Annotated in this window: 14 protein-coding genes; 12 read left to right on the plus strand and 2 right to left on the minus strand. The window is 67.4% G+C overall.

Annotated features, from left to right (window positions below; all coding sequences use genetic code 11):
* Window positions 1-104: 104 nt before the first annotated feature.
* Window positions 105-1,778 (plus strand): metallophosphoesterase, encoded by a 1,674-nt coding sequence (locus ACVTJA_RS24110; RefSeq protein WP_465839494.1) that lies wholly within the window; start codon window positions 105-107, stop codon window positions 1,776-1,778.
* A gap of 94 nt (window positions 1,779-1,872) precedes the next feature.
* Here the strand turns inward: ACVTJA_RS24110 and ACVTJA_RS24115 are convergent, their stop codons facing one another.
* A complete protein-coding gene (locus tag ACVTJA_RS24115) occupies window positions 1,873-2,817 on the minus strand; it encodes a LysR substrate-binding domain-containing protein (RefSeq protein ID WP_465839496.1) in 945 nt (314 codons plus the stop codon).
* Window positions 2,818-2,955: 138 nt separating this feature from the next.
* On the opposite strand from ACVTJA_RS24115, the gene ACVTJA_RS24120 reads away from it, so the two are divergent.
* The 8 genes from ACVTJA_RS24120 (at window position 2,956) to ACVTJA_RS24155 (ending at window position 10,535) form a co-directional block, all read left to right on the plus strand.
* Window positions 2,956-3,267 carry a cupin domain-containing protein gene (locus ACVTJA_RS24120; protein ID WP_465839497.1) on the plus strand — a complete coding sequence of 104 codons (312 nt, stop codon included), beginning with the start codon at window positions 2,956-2,958 and terminating at the stop codon, window positions 3,265-3,267.
* An 11-nt stretch (window positions 3,268-3,278) separates the two neighbouring features.
* The gene (locus ACVTJA_RS24125) at window positions 3,279-4,172 is read left to right on the plus strand and encodes an MBL fold metallo-hydrolase (protein WP_465839499.1); all 894 of its coding nucleotides are present in this window, start codon (window positions 3,279-3,281) and stop codon (window positions 4,170-4,172) included.
* A 76-nt stretch (window positions 4,173-4,248) separates the two neighbouring features.
* Window positions 4,249-4,371 (plus strand): hypothetical protein, encoded by a 123-nt coding sequence (locus tag ACVTJA_RS24130; protein WP_465839500.1) that lies wholly within the window; start codon window positions 4,249-4,251, stop codon window positions 4,369-4,371.
* A 25-nt stretch (window positions 4,372-4,396) separates the two neighbouring features.
* A complete protein-coding gene (locus ACVTJA_RS24135) occupies window positions 4,397-4,942 on the plus strand; it encodes a YdeI/OmpD-associated family protein (protein ID WP_465839502.1) in 546 nt (181 codons plus the stop codon).
* 178 nt (window positions 4,943-5,120) lie between these two features.
* Window positions 5,121-6,506, plus strand: a complete 1,386-nt coding sequence (locus tag ACVTJA_RS24140; protein ID WP_465839503.1) for a serine/threonine protein kinase — start codon at window positions 5,121-5,123, stop codon at window positions 6,504-6,506.
* Between the two features lie 84 nt (window positions 6,507-6,590).
* Window positions 6,591-7,679, plus strand: coding sequence for a DUF2855 family protein (locus ACVTJA_RS24145; RefSeq protein ID WP_465839505.1), 1,089 nt, complete (start codon window positions 6,591-6,593; stop codon window positions 7,677-7,679).
* 298 nt (window positions 7,680-7,977) lie between these two features.
* A complete protein-coding gene (locus ACVTJA_RS24150; RefSeq protein WP_465839506.1) occupies window positions 7,978-9,021 on the plus strand; it encodes a hypothetical protein in 1,044 nt (347 codons plus the stop codon).
* A 137-nt stretch (window positions 9,022-9,158) separates the two neighbouring features.
* A complete protein-coding gene (locus ACVTJA_RS24155) occupies window positions 9,159-10,535 on the plus strand; it encodes a hypothetical protein (protein ID WP_465839508.1) in 1,377 nt (458 codons plus the stop codon).
* 158 nt (window positions 10,536-10,693) lie between these two features.
* On the opposite strand, the gene ACVTJA_RS24160 is transcribed toward ACVTJA_RS24155, so the two are convergent.
* Window positions 10,694-11,734, minus strand: a complete 1,041-nt coding sequence (locus ACVTJA_RS24160) for a hypothetical protein (RefSeq protein WP_465839510.1) — start codon at window positions 11,732-11,734, stop codon at window positions 10,694-10,696.
* Window positions 11,735-12,124: 390 nt separating this feature from the next.
* Here ACVTJA_RS24160 and ACVTJA_RS24165 point away from each other — a divergent pair, with 390 nt between their 5' ends.
* The 3 genes from ACVTJA_RS24165 to ACVTJA_RS24175 all read left to right on the plus strand — a co-directional run bounded on the left by ACVTJA_RS24165 (window position 12,125) and on the right by ACVTJA_RS24175 (window position 15,314).
* The gene (locus tag ACVTJA_RS24165; RefSeq protein WP_465839512.1) at window positions 12,125-13,552 is read left to right on the plus strand and encodes a serine/threonine-protein kinase; all 1,428 of its coding nucleotides are present in this window, start codon (window positions 12,125-12,127) and stop codon (window positions 13,550-13,552) included.
* 169 nt (window positions 13,553-13,721) lie between these two features.
* The gene (locus ACVTJA_RS24170; RefSeq protein WP_465840510.1) at window positions 13,722-13,922 is read left to right on the plus strand and encodes a transposase; all 201 of its coding nucleotides are present in this window, start codon (window positions 13,722-13,724) and stop codon (window positions 13,920-13,922) included.
* Window positions 13,923-14,246: 324 nt separating this feature from the next.
* The gene (locus ACVTJA_RS24175; protein WP_465839514.1) at window positions 14,247-15,314 is read left to right on the plus strand and encodes an STAS domain-containing protein; all 1,068 of its coding nucleotides are present in this window, start codon (window positions 14,247-14,249) and stop codon (window positions 15,312-15,314) included.
* The last annotated feature ends 10 nt before the right edge of the window (window positions 15,315-15,324 follow it).

The raw sequence follows: 15,324 nt of genomic DNA on the forward strand, positions 1-15,324 counted from the left end.
GTACAACTCGGACGGCGTCGGCCCCAGCTCTAGCGATAATGACGGGCTGCTACCGGGTCAACCGGGCTCCGCCCGTCCGGTCGGGCTGTGCGGAGCACGAGCGGATGGCTATTTCCTCCCCTTCGGGGGAGCACATGGCCGCCATCCACTACGTCATCCTGTCGGACCTGCACTTCGGGGAGCGCAACAGTCTGCTGAGTGACCCCACCAGCAATGGCGCCACGCGGCCGCTCATGGCCAACGACGCGTTGGACGGCTTGGTGGCGTGCTTGAAGGATGTCGCGCGGGCCAACCCTCCCGGCATCAAGCCCTACCTCGTCCTGGCCGGCGACATCTTCGAGCTCGCACTCGCGCCCACCCACGTCGCGCTCGACGGGTTCGACCAGTTCATCAGCCGGCTCTTTCCAGCCGACGGCGAAGCGCTCTTCTCCACCACAATCGTTTTCATCCCCGGCAACCACGACCACGAGCTGTGGACGGGGACGCGTGACGAGCTCGTCGCCGAGCGGATGATGCGCATCTCGCCGGATGACCCACTCGAAGCCTCTACCCCGACGACTCTCATCTTCGCGGAGCTCCAGCCCGCTCCCGGCTCACTCCCCGAGCAGCAGCCCACCGAGAACGTGCTGCTCACGCGCATGCTGCGTCACCGCCATCCCGCCCACCCCGACTTGCGGGTGGTGGTGGGCTACCCGAACCTGGGCGTCATCCGGCAACAGCGGATGCTGCTCGCCCACCACGGCCACTTCGCCGATGACGTCTACCTGCTGATGACGCCCCTGGCCCGGGCCATCTATGGCGAGGCGGAGGAGGCACCGACGATTGCCCAACTGGAGACGGACAACGGCGCGTGGATCGACTTCCTCTGGTCCAGCCTCGGCCGCGAGGGACATGTGGGGGCGGGGGTGCGACGCAGCTATGACATGCTCAAGACGGACCCGGGAAAGGTCCTGCTCGCCAGCCGCCTGGCCGGAGCACTGGTCTCGCTGAAAGGCCGGAGGTTTGGCCGCCGCATGCGCCAGCGCCTGCTGTTGCCCTTTCTCCTGCGGGCCCTGGACCTCGTCGAGGAGAACGACGTGCGCCAGTCGCTCGAGTCCCGGAAACAGGTGGACGAGGGCGTCATCAACTACCTGAAGGGGCCGCTCGCGACGGAGGTGGCTCGAGAGCTGAGCGCCCGCAATCATCCGCTCCCCACTGAGCAAATCTTCATCTACGGACACACCCACCATCCGCTTGCGCAAGAGGTGGAGCTGCCGGAGCTCGGCTCACGCGTGCGCGTGTACAACACCGGCGGCTGGGTCGTGGACACACCCGAAGCGCGTCCGGCCACCGGAGGCGCCATGCTGCTCGTCGACGACGCGCTCGACACCGCGCTGGTCCAGCTCTGCGCCCAGACGACAGAGCCCCACCGCTCGCCGGTGATGGTGTTGCGCGCCGGAGACGAAGCCGCCGCGGGCCCGCTGCTGGCGCACGTGCGCGCCCTGGTGGACCGGCCGGAGGGCCCCTGGCGTGCGGCGGCCTTCGCCTGTGGCAACGCCATCCTCCGGCGGCGGGCCGAGCTGTCGGCGAACCTGCTGCACGAAGTGCGGGAGCTTCCCCTGACGGAGCGGCTCGCCCTGGGGTCCGAGTACCTCTACAAGCTCCTCCTCAAGCGAGAGCGCCGGGGCCGGTACCAGCTGAAGAGACATCTCCTCACGCAAGGGCGGCACGAACCGATGCGGCCACTTCCCGCGCCGCCCGCCTCAAACGCGCAGCCGGACGTTTCCTCCCCGCACTGAACTGGCCCGCAGGTGGCTTCCCCTGTGGATTCCAGAAGGCCCGGGGCCACGAGTCATGGCTGCAGGTTCACCTGCGAGACCCCCCCGTGCTTCGTCACACGATGCCCACCGGTAATTGGGGAGCCTTCGGTCCGCCCGAGGAGAAGCGCTCGCGCAGGAGCTGGATGAACCGGGTCAACGACGCGGGGCGCTGGCGGGACGTGCGGGTGACAGCGCTCCAGCGGCGGCGGATTCCTCGGGGCGTGAGCCGGATGGCGTGCAGTCCATGTCGCTGGGCTGGCAGCATCCATCCGGGCAGCGCCGTCACGCCGACACCTCCTCGCACCAGCTCGATGAGCGCCTCGGTGAGGGGCACGGGGGAGACCCGCTTTGGCTCGACGTTCGCGGGCCAGAACACGCGCGTGAAGACATCGAGCTGCTCCCGGGGCGCGGCATAGGTGAGCAGGTGCTCTGACCCCAGCTCCTCCGCCGTGACATGGCCGCGCCGCGCCAGCGCGTGGCCCGCGGGAACCACCAGCAGGAGCTCGTCCACGAAGAGGGCGGTCTGCGCCAGGCGGGCTTGCCGTGGGACGTCCGTGGTCAATGCGAGATCCAGCTCGCCATTCAGCAGCGCTCCGAGAGGCTGACGCGTGGCCTCCAGGACGATGCGCAGCTCGGCGCGTGGGTACTCCGCCTGCCACTGCCCCAGGATGGGCGGCAGCCAGCCATACACCGTGTAGCAGCCGGTGCTGAGCCGGAGCAGGTCGTCCTGCGGGTGTGCACGGCAGAGCGCCTCGGCCTGGGCCACCTCGTTCAGGACCCGTCGCGCCGAGTTGAGCAGCTTCTCACCCGCGCCGGTCAGGAGCAGACGTCGCTGGCGGCGCTGGAAGAGCTGCACGCCCAGCCGCTCCTCGGCGTCGCGGAGCTGGTGGCTCAGTGCCGAGGACGTGAGGTGCAGTTGTCGGCTCGCCGCAGCCAGGCTTCCGGTGTCGGCGACCGCGGCAATCAGCTTGAAGTGACGAAGCTCGAGCATGCCGGGGCAGTTTTGCATGAACTCCATTCATCAACTTCGCGAAATCGTTTCGCTGCACTCAGGACACGGGCCTCCTTAACGTTGACGCCCCATTGCCAGGAAGGCGGACGGATGCCCCAGACAGACAGCTCCCCGAGGACGCAGAGCCCTGCCGTACCCCCATGGATGTCCGTGCGAATCGACGACATCGAACCGGTCATCGTCGGCCCCGGCTGTCTGCGCAGGGACCTGCCGAGCACCCGTGACGTGCGGGTCTGGGTCGTGGACTTGTCCCCCGGGAGTCAGTGGCCGTCGGTGGACTTCCACGACACCGGCGAGGAGGTCTTCGTGGTGAGCGGTGAGCTCATCGAAGGACAGCAGCGCCTGGGGCCGGGCTCGTACCTGTTCTTCCCGCCGGGAAGTCGTCACCAGCCGCGGACCGAGACGGGCGTGCGTCTCTTCGGCATCAACCTCGTTGCCCCCGCGTCGGCCCGGTGAGGAGACACGCCATGACGACATTCCAGGCATCGGCAGAGGCGGCACGGCCCGAGCGGACCGGCCGCCGGGACTTCCTGCGCGCGGCGGTCTCTCTCGCCGCGGGCGCGGTGCTACTGCCCCCTGGCACGGGCCGCGCGGCGAAGCCTGACGACGGCGCGGCGCTTCGTGCACAGCGGCTGGCCTGGGCCGGAGTTCGGCTGCAACTGGGGAGGGACACGCTCTTCCTGGACCCATTGCTCGACCCCACTGTGTGGGGGCCCGCGCTGAAGGACCCGCTCGTCCCCCTGGACGCGACCGACGGCGGGCGCTACGTGCTGGTGACCCATCGCCATCCCGACCACTTCGACCGGATGGCCGTTCGCAAGGTGCTGGGGGACACGGGCACGCTGGTATGCGCCCCGGACACAGCCGCCGCGGCCGCCGCGGCGGGGTTCCGAGTGCGGTCCGCTCCGCTCTACGAGCCCGTCCTGCTCAATGACTTCACAGCCACTGCCGTTCCCGCGGCGGATGGCTACGGCGATCCCCAGGTGTCGTGGGTTGTCTCCGGCGGAGGCCGTCGCATCATCCACTGCGGCGACACACTGTGGCACGGGTCCTGGTGGCACATCGGACGTCAGTTCGGTCCCTTCGATGCGGCATTCCTGCCCATCAACGGGGCCCGCTTTGGATGGCGGAAGCCCGTGAGCGACGTCCATGCCGTCCTGACCCCGGAGCAGGCGGTCGCGGCGGCCGTGGTGCTGGGAGCTCGGCTCCTCGTTCCCATCCACTATGGCGTCACGGCCTCCGAGGACTACCAGGAGGTTCCGGACGCGGAAGCGCAGCTCCTGGCAGCGGCGCGGAAGCGGAAGGTGAACGTGGAGCTGGCACGCCCGGGGGAGTGGGTGACCTGGCAGCCCCGGACCTGAAACGTGACTCATTCTGTCACCTTTGTGGGAGAAGGTCACCGGGTCGCGAAGAACGCGGCCAGAGCACGAGAGACCCATGACCTTCTTGCGTGGAATGAGCACCATCAACCTCTGGGCGGACGACGTGCGGCCGGCGACCCGCTGGTGCTCGGAGTTGCTCAACCACGACGTCCTCGGGGCCCGCCATGGCGCGCGCTGAGCGAGGTGCCGCCGACGAGGCCCCGGTGAGGGCGTTTCGCGGCGCGGCGGAGTTCGAGGCGTGGCTCGAGGAGAACGGTGGTGCTCGTGCTGGGGTCTGGCTGAAGCTCGCCAAGAAGGGGACGGGCATTGCCTCGCTGACGGATGACGAGGCGGTCGACATGGGGCTCTGCTTCGGCTGGATATCCGGCCAACGGAAGTCACTCGACGAGCGCTTCTATCTCCAGAAGTACGTGCCGCGCCGGCCGCGCAGCCGTTGGTCCCAGGTGAATGTGCGGAAGGTCGAGGCGTTGCTCGCCGCGGGCAGGATGCGACCGGCGGGGCTCGCCGAGGTCGAGGCCGCCAGGGCGGATGGGCGCTGGTCCGCAGCCTACGAGTCGCAGCGAAACGCCACGGTCCCCAGCGACCTGACGGCTGCGTTGTCCGCGAATCCCCGGGCTGCGCGTGCCTTCGAGGCGCTCGGCAAGACGCGGCGATACGCGCTCATCCTGGAGGTCGTGACGGCGCGCACCGAGACAGGCCGCAAGAACCATCTGCGCCGCATCGTCGACTCGCTCGTGTCCAAGGGCTGAAGCCCCTCTGGAGGTTCGTCATGCGAGCGGCTCGTGCTGGAACCGACTCCAGAGGACACGCTGACAGTTGCGGATGCAGCGAGTAGGCTCGCGGCGCTTGCAGCGAACCTCCCGCCTCGTGGGACACGTCATGGACTCCGGCCCCCTATATCCAGCACGACTGCCGCCAGGGACGAGGGTGGGGCCCTGGCGTGTCGTGGGGCTGTGCGGCTGGGGCGCGTACGGAGCCGTCTACCGTGCGCTGGGGGTAGAGGACGTGCGGGGTCCCGTGGCGCTCAAGGTGTCCCTGCACCCCGAAGCTGGGCGCTTCGCGCGAGAGGTGGAGCTGCTCTCCCGCCTCCGCCACCCGAACGTCCCACGCCTCATGGACCATGGGCTCTGGCAGCAGCCCGGGGGCCGTGCCTACCCCTATCTCGCGATGGAGTGGGTGGAAGGCGCGTCTCTCTATGACTGGGCGCAGGTGCAACGCCCCACCTCGCGCCAGGTGCTCCGCGTACTCGCCAGCCTCGCGCGGGCGCTGGAGGCCACGCATTCCGCGGGCGGCGTCCACCGCGACGTGAAAGGCGAAAACGTGCTCGTGCGCGCCGCGGACGGACAGGCCTTCCTGACCGACTTCGGCTCCGGAACCTACGTGGGCGCAGCGATGCTCACGACGCCGCCATTTCCTCCCGGGACGCAGCCCTACCGCTCACCGGAGGCGTGGCGCTCGGTGCGCCTTCCCTTCAAGCCGTCGGAGCCGCCCTATGCGCCCGGACCGGCCGACGACGTCTTCGCGCTGGGGATGACCGCGTACCGGCTGGTGACAGACGACTACCCGCCCATTCCCGCGCTGCTGGAGGAGGTGAGCCACCTCTGGGGCCCGGAGGGTAGGGGCCCCGTGCCTCCCATGGGCGTCAATGCCCGTTGCTGCGAGGAGTTGAGCGGGCTGGTGTCACGGATGCTCTCCGTGCGCCCCGAAGCGCGTGGCGGTGCCGGAGAACTGGCGGAGCTGCTGGAGCAGGCTGCGCGTAGAGCAGGGCCTGAAGCGGATGTGCCGCTCTTCACCCGGAAGGAGCTCCCTGCCGAGGAGGCGCGGCGCGTCCTTCAGCAGGGCAGGGGGCCTGCCCCGTGGTCCCGGCTCATGGCCGCCGCCAGCGTGGGAGCCGCCATGGCACTTGGAGTCGCGTGGATGCTGAGCGCCGGGCCTCATGAGAAGACCGAAAAGGGCCACGCATCAGCCACCGAAGAGGCGAAGGATGGCGGCACCGTCGCCGTCGGCGAGGCCGCACTGACGGCCCCGGTGTCTCGCACCGGGGCTCCGTCTGCCTTGTCTGTCATTGCCGTGGAGCTGCCTCCCAAGCCCCTCCCAGGGCAGATTCGGCCCGATGCGGCTGGTCGCTGTCCTCGCAGTTCGTGGATTCCCATCCATGGCGGATGCTGGATAAAGGTGGACGTGAGCCTGAAGGACTGTGACGAGAACTATAGCTTCTACGTTCACAAAGGCGCGTGTTACAGCCCGGTCTTCCCGCCGGCGCGCCCCGCCACCTCGGGTCCCACGGAGCGCTCTGTCGACGACGCTCCATAGCAATGCTCATCCCGCCGCCTCGTTGGTCGTAATGTAATAAGGTGGCGATACGACGGCGCCACCTCAGGCGTCGAGGAGGCAGGCATGCAGCGCTGGGCAATCGACATCGATCGCGATGACATCGCGCAGGCGCGGATCGCCGCAGAGCCCGAATCGCCGCTCAGCGAAGGCGAAGCGGAGTTCGCGGTCGAGCTGTTCGCCATGACCGCCAACAACGTGACCTATGCCGTGCTCGGCAAGCCAATGGGCCTGCTCGGGCCGGATGCCGGCTATTGGGATTTCTTCGCCGAGCGCGGCACGCCGGGGCGACTGCCAGTATGGGGTTTCGCTCGGGTGACGCACGCGAAGGTCGCGGGGCTGGAGCCGGGCGAGGAATTCTACGGCTATTGGCCGATGGCGAGCCATGCGCGGTTGCGCCCCGAGCGCGTCGGGCAGGTCGGCTTCACCGATGCGACACCGCGCCGCCAACCATTGCCCGCCTTCTACAATCGCTATCAGCGGGTGACAGCGCTCGACGGCTTCGTCGAGGACGACCGTATGTTGTGGCCGCTGTTCCGGCCGCTGCAGATGACCGGCTGGCTGCTCGCCGATCAGCTGGCGGAAGCGGGCGATTATGGTGCGGAGCGCGTGCTGGTATCAGCGGCGTCGAGCAAGACCGCAATCGGGCTCGCGCACGCCTATCGTGCGCGGCGCGAACGCGCGGAACTGGTCGGGCTCACGTCGCCGGGAAACGTCGGGTTCCTCGAACGGCTCGGCCTCTACGATCGGCTGGTCACGTACGATGCGATCGCAAAACTCGACGCGGTGCCGGGCGTGCTGGTCGACATCGCCGGCAATCCCAAGGTGATCGACGCGCTGGGCGAAAGACTCAAGCGTGTCATCATCGTCGGCAAGGCGCATTGGGACGCGGCGTCCGGCTTCGGCGGAGGCGGCGGTGGACCCAAGCGCGAAGCCTTCTTCGCGCCCGGCCGCATCGCCAAGCGCTCGGCCGACTGGGGCGGAGAGCAACTGCGCGAGCGCGTCGGCGAGAGCTGGTCCGCCTTCCTCACCACCATGCGCGACGCGACGCGGATCGACCTGCGCCACGGGGCCGATGGCGCGCTCGCCGCCTATCGCGAGGCGGTGGCAGGCAGCGCCGATCCACGCAGCGGCGTGCTCGTCGCCATTCCGTAGCGGCGCGCGGCCGCGCTCCCAATCCGGACGTTGCCCATGTCGCCCCGCGACCGCGGCCCTGCTGCACCCACTTGGGGCTGATGGGATTATCGGGGTGGGCCGCACGAAGTTCCGTCCCGGGAATGCCATACAGCCGTGACGTTCCCACCATGGGCCTTGGTGCTGGCCCTCTCGAATCGCCTCATCCTTGACTTCGCACAGGGGGCCTGGATCTAATGATTTCCAGGGAATGCGGCTTTTTTGAATCTTCAATCATGCATTCCTCCCTCACCAACGAAGTCCGAAGGAAGGCTGTGCAATGCGCAATACTGCTGCCTTTGATTTGAAGCTGGGCGCGCGGATCCTCGGTCTTGCAGCGACTGCCGCGATTGCAGCTTCAGGCTGTGCACCGGACGCGGTGGGCCAGGACGGCGCCGCGGGGAGGTTGGCCCAGGGCACCACGGACCTGGAGTCCGCCAACGTCATGCTCTACACGAACTATGACGGTGGAGACCTGGCCATCAACGTCGACAGCAACCTGCCCAACATCAAGATTGGCATCAATTCCTACGAGGCGATGAACGTCCGCATTACCGGGCCGTATGCCGGGAATGTCACGCAGGTCGTGTACGCGGGCTACAACGACGCGCCCGGTACGCGTATCTCAGGTGTCGACCCATCCATCATTACCGTCCTCGCCAGCCCCCCGGCGACGGTATCGGACGTGAATGGGAATCCGCGCATCATCTGCAACTACTCTGGAGGAACCGGGTCCCAGGGTGGTTGTAACACCCGCACCCAGGTGCAGAGCTACTTCGAGTCGGTCTTCGGAGGCACGCTGAGCTTCCACAAGTGCCAGTACAACGTCTTCAGCGGCACCCAGAACACGAGCGCTGGTGGAAGCTGCGCCGACCCGACTCCTCCCGCCAACGTCATGCTCTACACGAACTATGACGGTGGAGACCTGACCATCAACGTCGACAACAACCTGCCCAACATCAAGATTGGCATCAACTCCTACGAGGCGATGAACGTCCGCATCACCGGGCCGTATGCCGGGAATGTCACGCAGGTCGTGTATGCGGGCTACAACGACGCGCCCGGCTCGACCATCACCGGCGTGAGTCCGTCCATCGTTTCCATCCGCACCCGGCCTGCCGCGACGGTGTCGGACCCGAATGGGTACCCGTACATCATCTGCAACTACTCCGGAGGCTCCGGGTACCAGGGCGGCTGCAACACCCGCACCCAGATGCAGAGCTACTTCCAGTCGGTGTTCGGAGGTTCCCTCAACTTCCACAAGTGCCAGTACAACGTCTTCAGCGGCACCCTGAATACGAGCGCTGGCGGCACCTGCGGGTGATGGTGGTCCTGCCCCAGGGGGGCTCATGATGAAGCCCCTGGGGCAGTCCTCCTCCCGGCAGCCCCGCCCTCGACATTCGAATTTCTTCCATGTTTTGTTCGGTGCCCTCATTCATGTAACTGCAGGAACGGTGATAAGTGAGTGCACAAACAAAGCTCTTCAAGACTCTTCTCGGCTCACTCGTGATTGCGGCGACCGGCTGCGGCGCGCCTGTCGACGTAGGCGGCTCGGAGGTCGAAGTGGGGCGCGAGGAATCGGCGCTCGAGCCCGGCCCCGGCCCCTGCCCGATGGGCAATGAGCTCATCACCTACGAGTTGCTGACCCCGGCATCGATCCCGAGCCTGTCCGCGCTCGACCGCGCGCAGATCATCCGGGCGGTCCAGGAGTCGGCGCACACCGACGTCACCACCATCGAAGAGGCCTTCGACAGGGTGGATGAGGACTTGATCAACCGCTTCGTGAGGCGGGACAGCTACACCAACCAGTTCTACGTGGAGATCGAATACGGCGCGGGGGACAACTCCTATGGCGCCTATCTCTACTGGGGCACGGCGCAGGTGGCCGCGGCCATCCACGACGGCTTCCCGGAGGAGTGCGGCCCGACTGTCTTCAACTACGACCTCGGGGACACCGCGCCGGAGTGCCACGGCTTCCTGAACTACGTGAACACGGCGACCTTCGCCCAGCTCGACGCCTATCTGCCGAGCAACGTGGCGCAGGAGCTCGTGAACGCGCGTGCCGCTCAGCCGTTCAGCTCGGTCGCGTCGGTGGTCGCGGTGAACGGCGTCGCCGAGGCGCGCCTCCAGCAGCTCTTCACGGCGGCGAAGACCGGCGGGTACGTTGGCGCGAGCTGCAGCGGTATCCATGACCAGGTCGCCGTCTCCACGGCCGAAGCGAACGCGCTGGTCGACTTCGTCAATCAGGCGAACCGGGAGGAGATTCGGGGCACGCTCTCGTTCCTCATCAACGAGACCGTCGTCGACACCCTGACCACCACCCGGCCGTACGCGGGCATCGTCGCGGTGTCGAACACCTCCGGCGTCGGGAACGCGGTCTTCCGTTCGCTGCGCAATGCCGCCACCAAATGGCGGCCGTTCGAGCAGCTGGTCAGCAAGGTGAACGCTCTCAACCGTCCCGATGCACAGACCCGGCTGGCTCAGCACTTCGACTGGCGGCCCATCGTCGCCGCGGCGCAAGACGAGCGGATGACCTCCATGGAGTGCTTTGGCATCGACCCGGCGCTGCTGCCGCAGGGCGCAGTCCATCGCCCGAACCTGGCCAACGGGAGCGAGGTGCTCGGCGTCGTCAGCGACGCCGTCGCGAGCTCCGGCGTGGCGGCGTCATTCAATCCCGCTCCGGGCCTGGCCGACCTCGGGGGACGCTCCGCCAATCACTCGTTCCTCGGCTGCTACATCCACTACCACCCGAACCCCTGGGTGTACGACTCGAAGGTCTTCTTCGTCGACACGCAGAACGGCGCCAGCATTCTCGTCAGCCAGCACTACGTCGAGTAGCGCGCGCCTGCCCGTCGGTTCCACTCGAGGCACGGCCGGGCTTCGCGGACCAGGCGTACCTGACGCACGCCTGTGTCCGCTTCGCTGGTGATACGCCCCGGCACCTGGCCAATGCCCTGTGCCCGAGCGCGTGAGTCTGGCGACTCGACCCGGGGCTGCTATTCGACGGAGACGACCTTGTCGTCGTCGTTGAACTTGACCTTCACCTTGGTGATTTTGCTCTTCCAGTAGGTCCAGGTGCTGGAGTTGTACGCGGGCGTCTCATGGGGAGGAGGAGGGCCCCACGCCATGCGCACGGCCGCGCGAGACATGCCGGGCACCACCTCCGTAGCGGAGACCTTCTTGCGGTCCTCCGTCGACAGCGCCTCGAGCTTGGAGGCCTGGTCCTGCTCGGCGAACGCGGCCTTGAACAGGACCCAGGTGTCCGCGCCGGAGCGGGAGTCGTTCTCGAACGTGAACTCCCCTCCGGTCTCCACGACCCGGAACTTCACGCTGGAGGACCCCTTGTCCAGCACCTCGATGCGGGTGTTGAACGGGATGATGGGGCCCTTGAGGTAGTTCACCCAGGACAGGGTGGCGTCCTCGAAGTGAAAGTTCGCGGTCGCATAGTGGAAGACCTTTTCCGCCGGAGGGGGCACGGGCGCCGCGGCGGGCGCGCGAGGCTCGTCGCCATAGGACACGACCTTTCCGTCGCCGTCGAAGACGACTTCGAAGGTGGCGAACTTCGAGCTCCAGTAGGTCCACCGGCTGCTTCCGAACGACGGCGTGCGGTGGGGCGGCGGCGGGCCGATGGTCAGAAGCACGGCCTCGCGAGACATGCCCTTGGCCAGCTCACCCGCCTTGACTTGCTTCTGCTCCTCCGGCGTGAGCGCGGCGATGCGCGGGGCGGGGTCCGCCGCGGCGAAGAACCCGGAGAACAGCAGCGACGCGTTCTTTCCCAGGCTCTTATGGGAGACGAACTTGAACTCGGCGCCCGTTTCGACGATTCGGCATTCGACCTCGTCGTCGTCCCGATCGAGGACCTCGACCTTGGTTCCCACGGGAATCAAGGCGCCCTTGTTCCGGTAGTTCACCGCGGAGAGCTGGTTCTTGTTGAGCAGGAAGTTGGCCTGGGCGAACACCACCTCGGCCTGAGCACTCAACGCCGTCAGCAACCCCATGGTCAGCAGGGTGCCGAGAACGTTCCTTCGATACATCATGTAGACCCCTCGGTTGTGCAGCAACTTGGCTTGTAGGTGTCCTGTCTGACTTGTCGCAAGGACATTGCGCGTGCTCAAAGCGATGGCTCGCCCCGAGGCGCCGGGCACCCACCCGGAGCTGAAAGACTCCGGGCGGGCAGCACGACCCAGGCTGCGCTGAGAACGGTGGAGCGGGGCCGGTATTCACCGAGGAGCCACAGGTTCTCCTCATCCACCACCATCCGAACCCTCGTCAGCCAGCACTACGTCGAGCAGCGCCTGCCCGTGGTTCCATTCGAGGAGCGGCGCGGCTCGTGCTGGAACCGACTCCAGAGGACACGCTGACACTTGCGGATGCAGCGAGTAGGCTCGCGGCGCTAGCAGCGAACCTCCCGCCTCGTGGGATACGACATGGACTCCGGCCGACTGTATCCAGCACGCCTGCCGCCAGGGACGCGGGTGGGCCCCTGGCGTGTCGTGGGGCTGCGCGGCTGGGGCGCGTACGGCGCCGTCTACCGTGCGCTGGGTGTGGAGGACGTGCGGGGTCCCGTGGCGCTCAAGGTGTCCCTGCACCCCGAAGCGGGACGTTTCGCGCGAGAGGTGGAGCTGCTCTCCCGCCTGCGCCACCCGAGCGTCCCGCGCCTGGTGGACCATGGGCTCTGGCAGCAGCCCGGGGGGCAGGCCTACCCCTACCTCGCGATGGAGTGGGTGGAAGGCGCGTCCCTCTATGACTGGGCACAGGTGCAACGCCCCACCTCGCGCCAGGTGCTCCGCGTACTCGCCGGCCTCGCGCGGGCGCTGGAGGCCACGCATTCCGCGGGCGGCGTCCACCGCGACGTGAAGGGCGACAACGTGCTCGTGCGCGCCGCGGACGGGCAGGTGTTCCTGACGGACTTCGGCTCCGGAACCTACGTGGGCGCTGCGCTTCTCACGTCGCCGCCATTTCCCCCCGGGACGCAGCCGTACCGCTCACCGGAGGCGTGGCGCTCGGTGCGACTTCCCTTCAAGCCGACGGAGCCGCCCTATGCGCCCGGACCGGCCGACGACGTCTTCGCGCTGGGGATGACCGCGTACCGGCTGGTGACAGACGACTACCCGCCCATTCCCGCGCTGCTGGAGGAGGTGAGCCACCTCTGGGGCCCGGAGGGTAGGGGCCCCGTGCCTCCCATGGGCGTCAATGCCCGCTGCTGCGAGGAGTTGAGCAGGCTGGTGACACGGATGCTCTCGGTGCGCCCCGAAGCGCGTGGCGGTGCCGGAGAACTGGCGGAGCTGCTGGAGCAGGCTGCGCGTAGAGCAGGGCCTGAAGCGGATGTGCCGCTCTTCACCCGGAAGGAGCTCCCTGCCGAGGAGGCGCGGCGCGTCCTTCAGCAGGGCAGGGGGCCTGCCCCGTGGTCCCGGCTCATGGCCGCCGCCAGCGTGGGAGCCGCCATGGCACTTGGAGTCGCGTGGATGCTGAGCGCCGGGCCTCATGAGAAGACCGAAAAGGGCCACGCATCAGCCACCGAAGAGACGAGGGATGGCGGCACCGTCGCCGTCGGCGAGGCCGCACTGACGGCCCCGGTGTCTCGTACCGGGGCTCCATCTGCCTTGTCTGTCATTGCCGTGGAGCTACCGCCCAGGCCTCTTCCAGGGCAGATGCGGCCCGATGCGTCTGGGCGGTGTGCCCACCGGGCACACGTTGCTATCAATGGTGGGTGTTGGGTGGAGCTGAATGTAAGCCTGAAGAACTGCGACGAGCCCTATTACGTGCACAAAGGCACTTGTTACGGTCCCGCCTATCCGCCTCCGCGCCCCGCCACCTCGGGTCCCACGGAGCGCCCTGGCGACGACGCTCAATAGCAGTGCTCATCCTATTCCTGCCGCGACGGCTAGAGCGCCAATTCGGCGATGCGTGGCGTTCGTATAACGAGAAAGCCTTCCATCCCCAGATTGGGCCGCCGGGTGAAGGCAACGTCCGCGATCTAGTTCGCATTGCCTTCGAGGCCCGTAGCAAGGGAGGCAAACCGGCCTGAAAGGCACGCAACTCGAACGTGCGCAGGCGGGCACCCTCCGGCTCAAGCTGCTGAAGGTGGCCGCCGTCGTCCGCGTGAGCGTCCGCCGCGTCGTCCTGTCGTTGAGCGCTCCCGCCCCAGTCAAAGACATCTTCACACGCATCGCGGAGCAGCTGCGCGACGTCCCCCACTCCCTCCTGACGCTCGCGGCTCTTTGACAACCTCGCGCGGGTCCGGCTCCGGCAGGAGACAGCAGGGCTTTGCCCGTTGCCAGAGCCAGAGCCGATGCGAGGCCCGGAGCGCTGCCCTCACGCAGGCGAACACGTCGAACGTCGAACGTCGAACATCCTCCTCAGCAACTCGGCCCAGTCCACTCGCGGCGTCCTCTGCTTCATCCGCTCCGTTCTGGCCGCTGCCTCCTTCCCCGCTCTCGCCTCCTCCTCTCCTGCTTGGGGGAACGCACTGTCTTCGCGCCAACGCGGAGGACACGAAGCTGGAGGCTGGCTCGACGCTCAGCCGTGCATGGTGGTAATGAAGATCCCGTGGCCACGAACCCGAAGATCAACATTGGCTTTGATGTCGAGTGGGACCTTGAGCGGGGGCTCAACTTATGGGCAGGTACCCCGACGCTGAGTATGTGGATCTCGACCACAGTCGCCGGAATGATGGAGGGACTGTGTACAATGGTCGGAGTCGAGCGCTTCAACCTGTGCATGCAGCTCGGCGGCCAGCAGAGCGTGGAGGGCGATTGGGCCGTCATCAGCGCGCAGCCATCCTTCGAGGAGGGGCTGAAGCTGATGGCGAGCATCGCCTGGCCGGCCGGGTGGGGCCGCTGGGAGCTGGTCTCGCTCGATCGCGCGCGCAAGCAGGCCCACTATCGCGTGACCAACGGCTGGGAGGCGATCTACCAGCGGGCGCTTAACGTGAAGTGGGGCAGCGCGATGATGGCGGGCAAGCTGGCGGGAATCACGTCGAAGCTGTTCGACACGCCGTGCTGGGCCGAGCAGACCGCCTTCGCCGCCACCGGCGCCCCCCACGATGAATTCCTGGTGAGCCCGACCGACGTGACGCTCGAGGAGCGACTGAACCTGTTGCTCGAGGCCGGTCAAGCCACCAATGCGGACCTGGCGGTCGCGCTGCAAAAATTGCGGACGGAGATCGACGAGCGCGCCCGGTCGGAAGAGCAACTGCGCGAGAAGTTGTTGCTCATTCAAGAACAGGAGCGGGCGCTACGCGAGCTGTCTGCACCGATCCTGCAAGTGTGGAGCGGAGTCCTGGCAGTGCCCGTGATGGGTGGCCTCAATGAGGAGCGCGCGACCTCGCTCATGGATCGCCTGCTGCACGCGCTCCCCGGCACCCAGACCCGGCACGTGATCCTCGATCTCACCGCGGTCGACATGGTCGACACCAACATCGCCGACCATCTGCTGCGAATCGTCCGCGCCGTCGAACTGCTGGGAGCCCGCGTGGTCGTCACCGGCATTCGCGCCGCGGTGTCGCAGACGCTGGTGTCGCTCGGGGTGTCGCTGGGAAACATCACCACTCTGCGCAACCTGCAAGAGGGACTGAGCGCGTGCCTCGCCGACCAGGGCAAGCGCCCGGAGCGGTAGCACTTCGCCG

Source organism: Pyxidicoccus sp. M6, from assembly GCF_055568925.1.

What these genes read in the sequence shown, in the direction of transcription:
- ACVTJA_RS24125 (WP_465839499.1), top strand. Translation starts at nt 3,279, where the DNA reads ATGACGACATTCCAGGCATCGGCAGAGGCGGCACGGCCCGAGCGGACC.
- ACVTJA_RS24165 (WP_465839512.1), top strand. Translation starts at nt 12,125, where the DNA reads ATGGACTCCGGCCGACTGTATCCAGCACGCCTGCCGCCAGGGACGCGG.
- ACVTJA_RS24130 (WP_465839500.1), top strand. Translation starts at nt 4,249, where the DNA reads ATGACCTTCTTGCGTGGAATGAGCACCATCAACCTCTGGGCGGACGAC.
- ACVTJA_RS24150 (WP_465839506.1), top strand. Translation starts at nt 7,978, where the DNA reads ATGCGCAATACTGCTGCCTTTGATTTGAAGCTGGGCGCGCGGATCCTC.
- ACVTJA_RS24115 (WP_465839496.1), bottom strand. Translation starts at nt 2,817, where the DNA reads ATGGAGTTCATGCAAAACTGCCCCGGCATGCTCGAGCTTCGTCACTTC.
- ACVTJA_RS24160 (WP_465839510.1), bottom strand. Translation starts at nt 11,734, where the DNA reads ATGATGTATCGAAGGAACGTTCTCGGCACCCTGCTGACCATGGGGTTG.
- ACVTJA_RS24110 (WP_465839494.1), top strand. Translation starts at nt 105, where the DNA reads ATGGCTATTTCCTCCCCTTCGGGGGAGCACATGGCCGCCATCCACTAC.
- ACVTJA_RS24145 (WP_465839505.1), top strand. Translation starts at nt 6,591, where the DNA reads ATGCAGCGCTGGGCAATCGACATCGATCGCGATGACATCGCGCAGGCG.
- ACVTJA_RS24120 (WP_465839497.1), top strand. Translation starts at nt 2,956, where the DNA reads ATGTCCGTGCGAATCGACGACATCGAACCGGTCATCGTCGGCCCCGGC.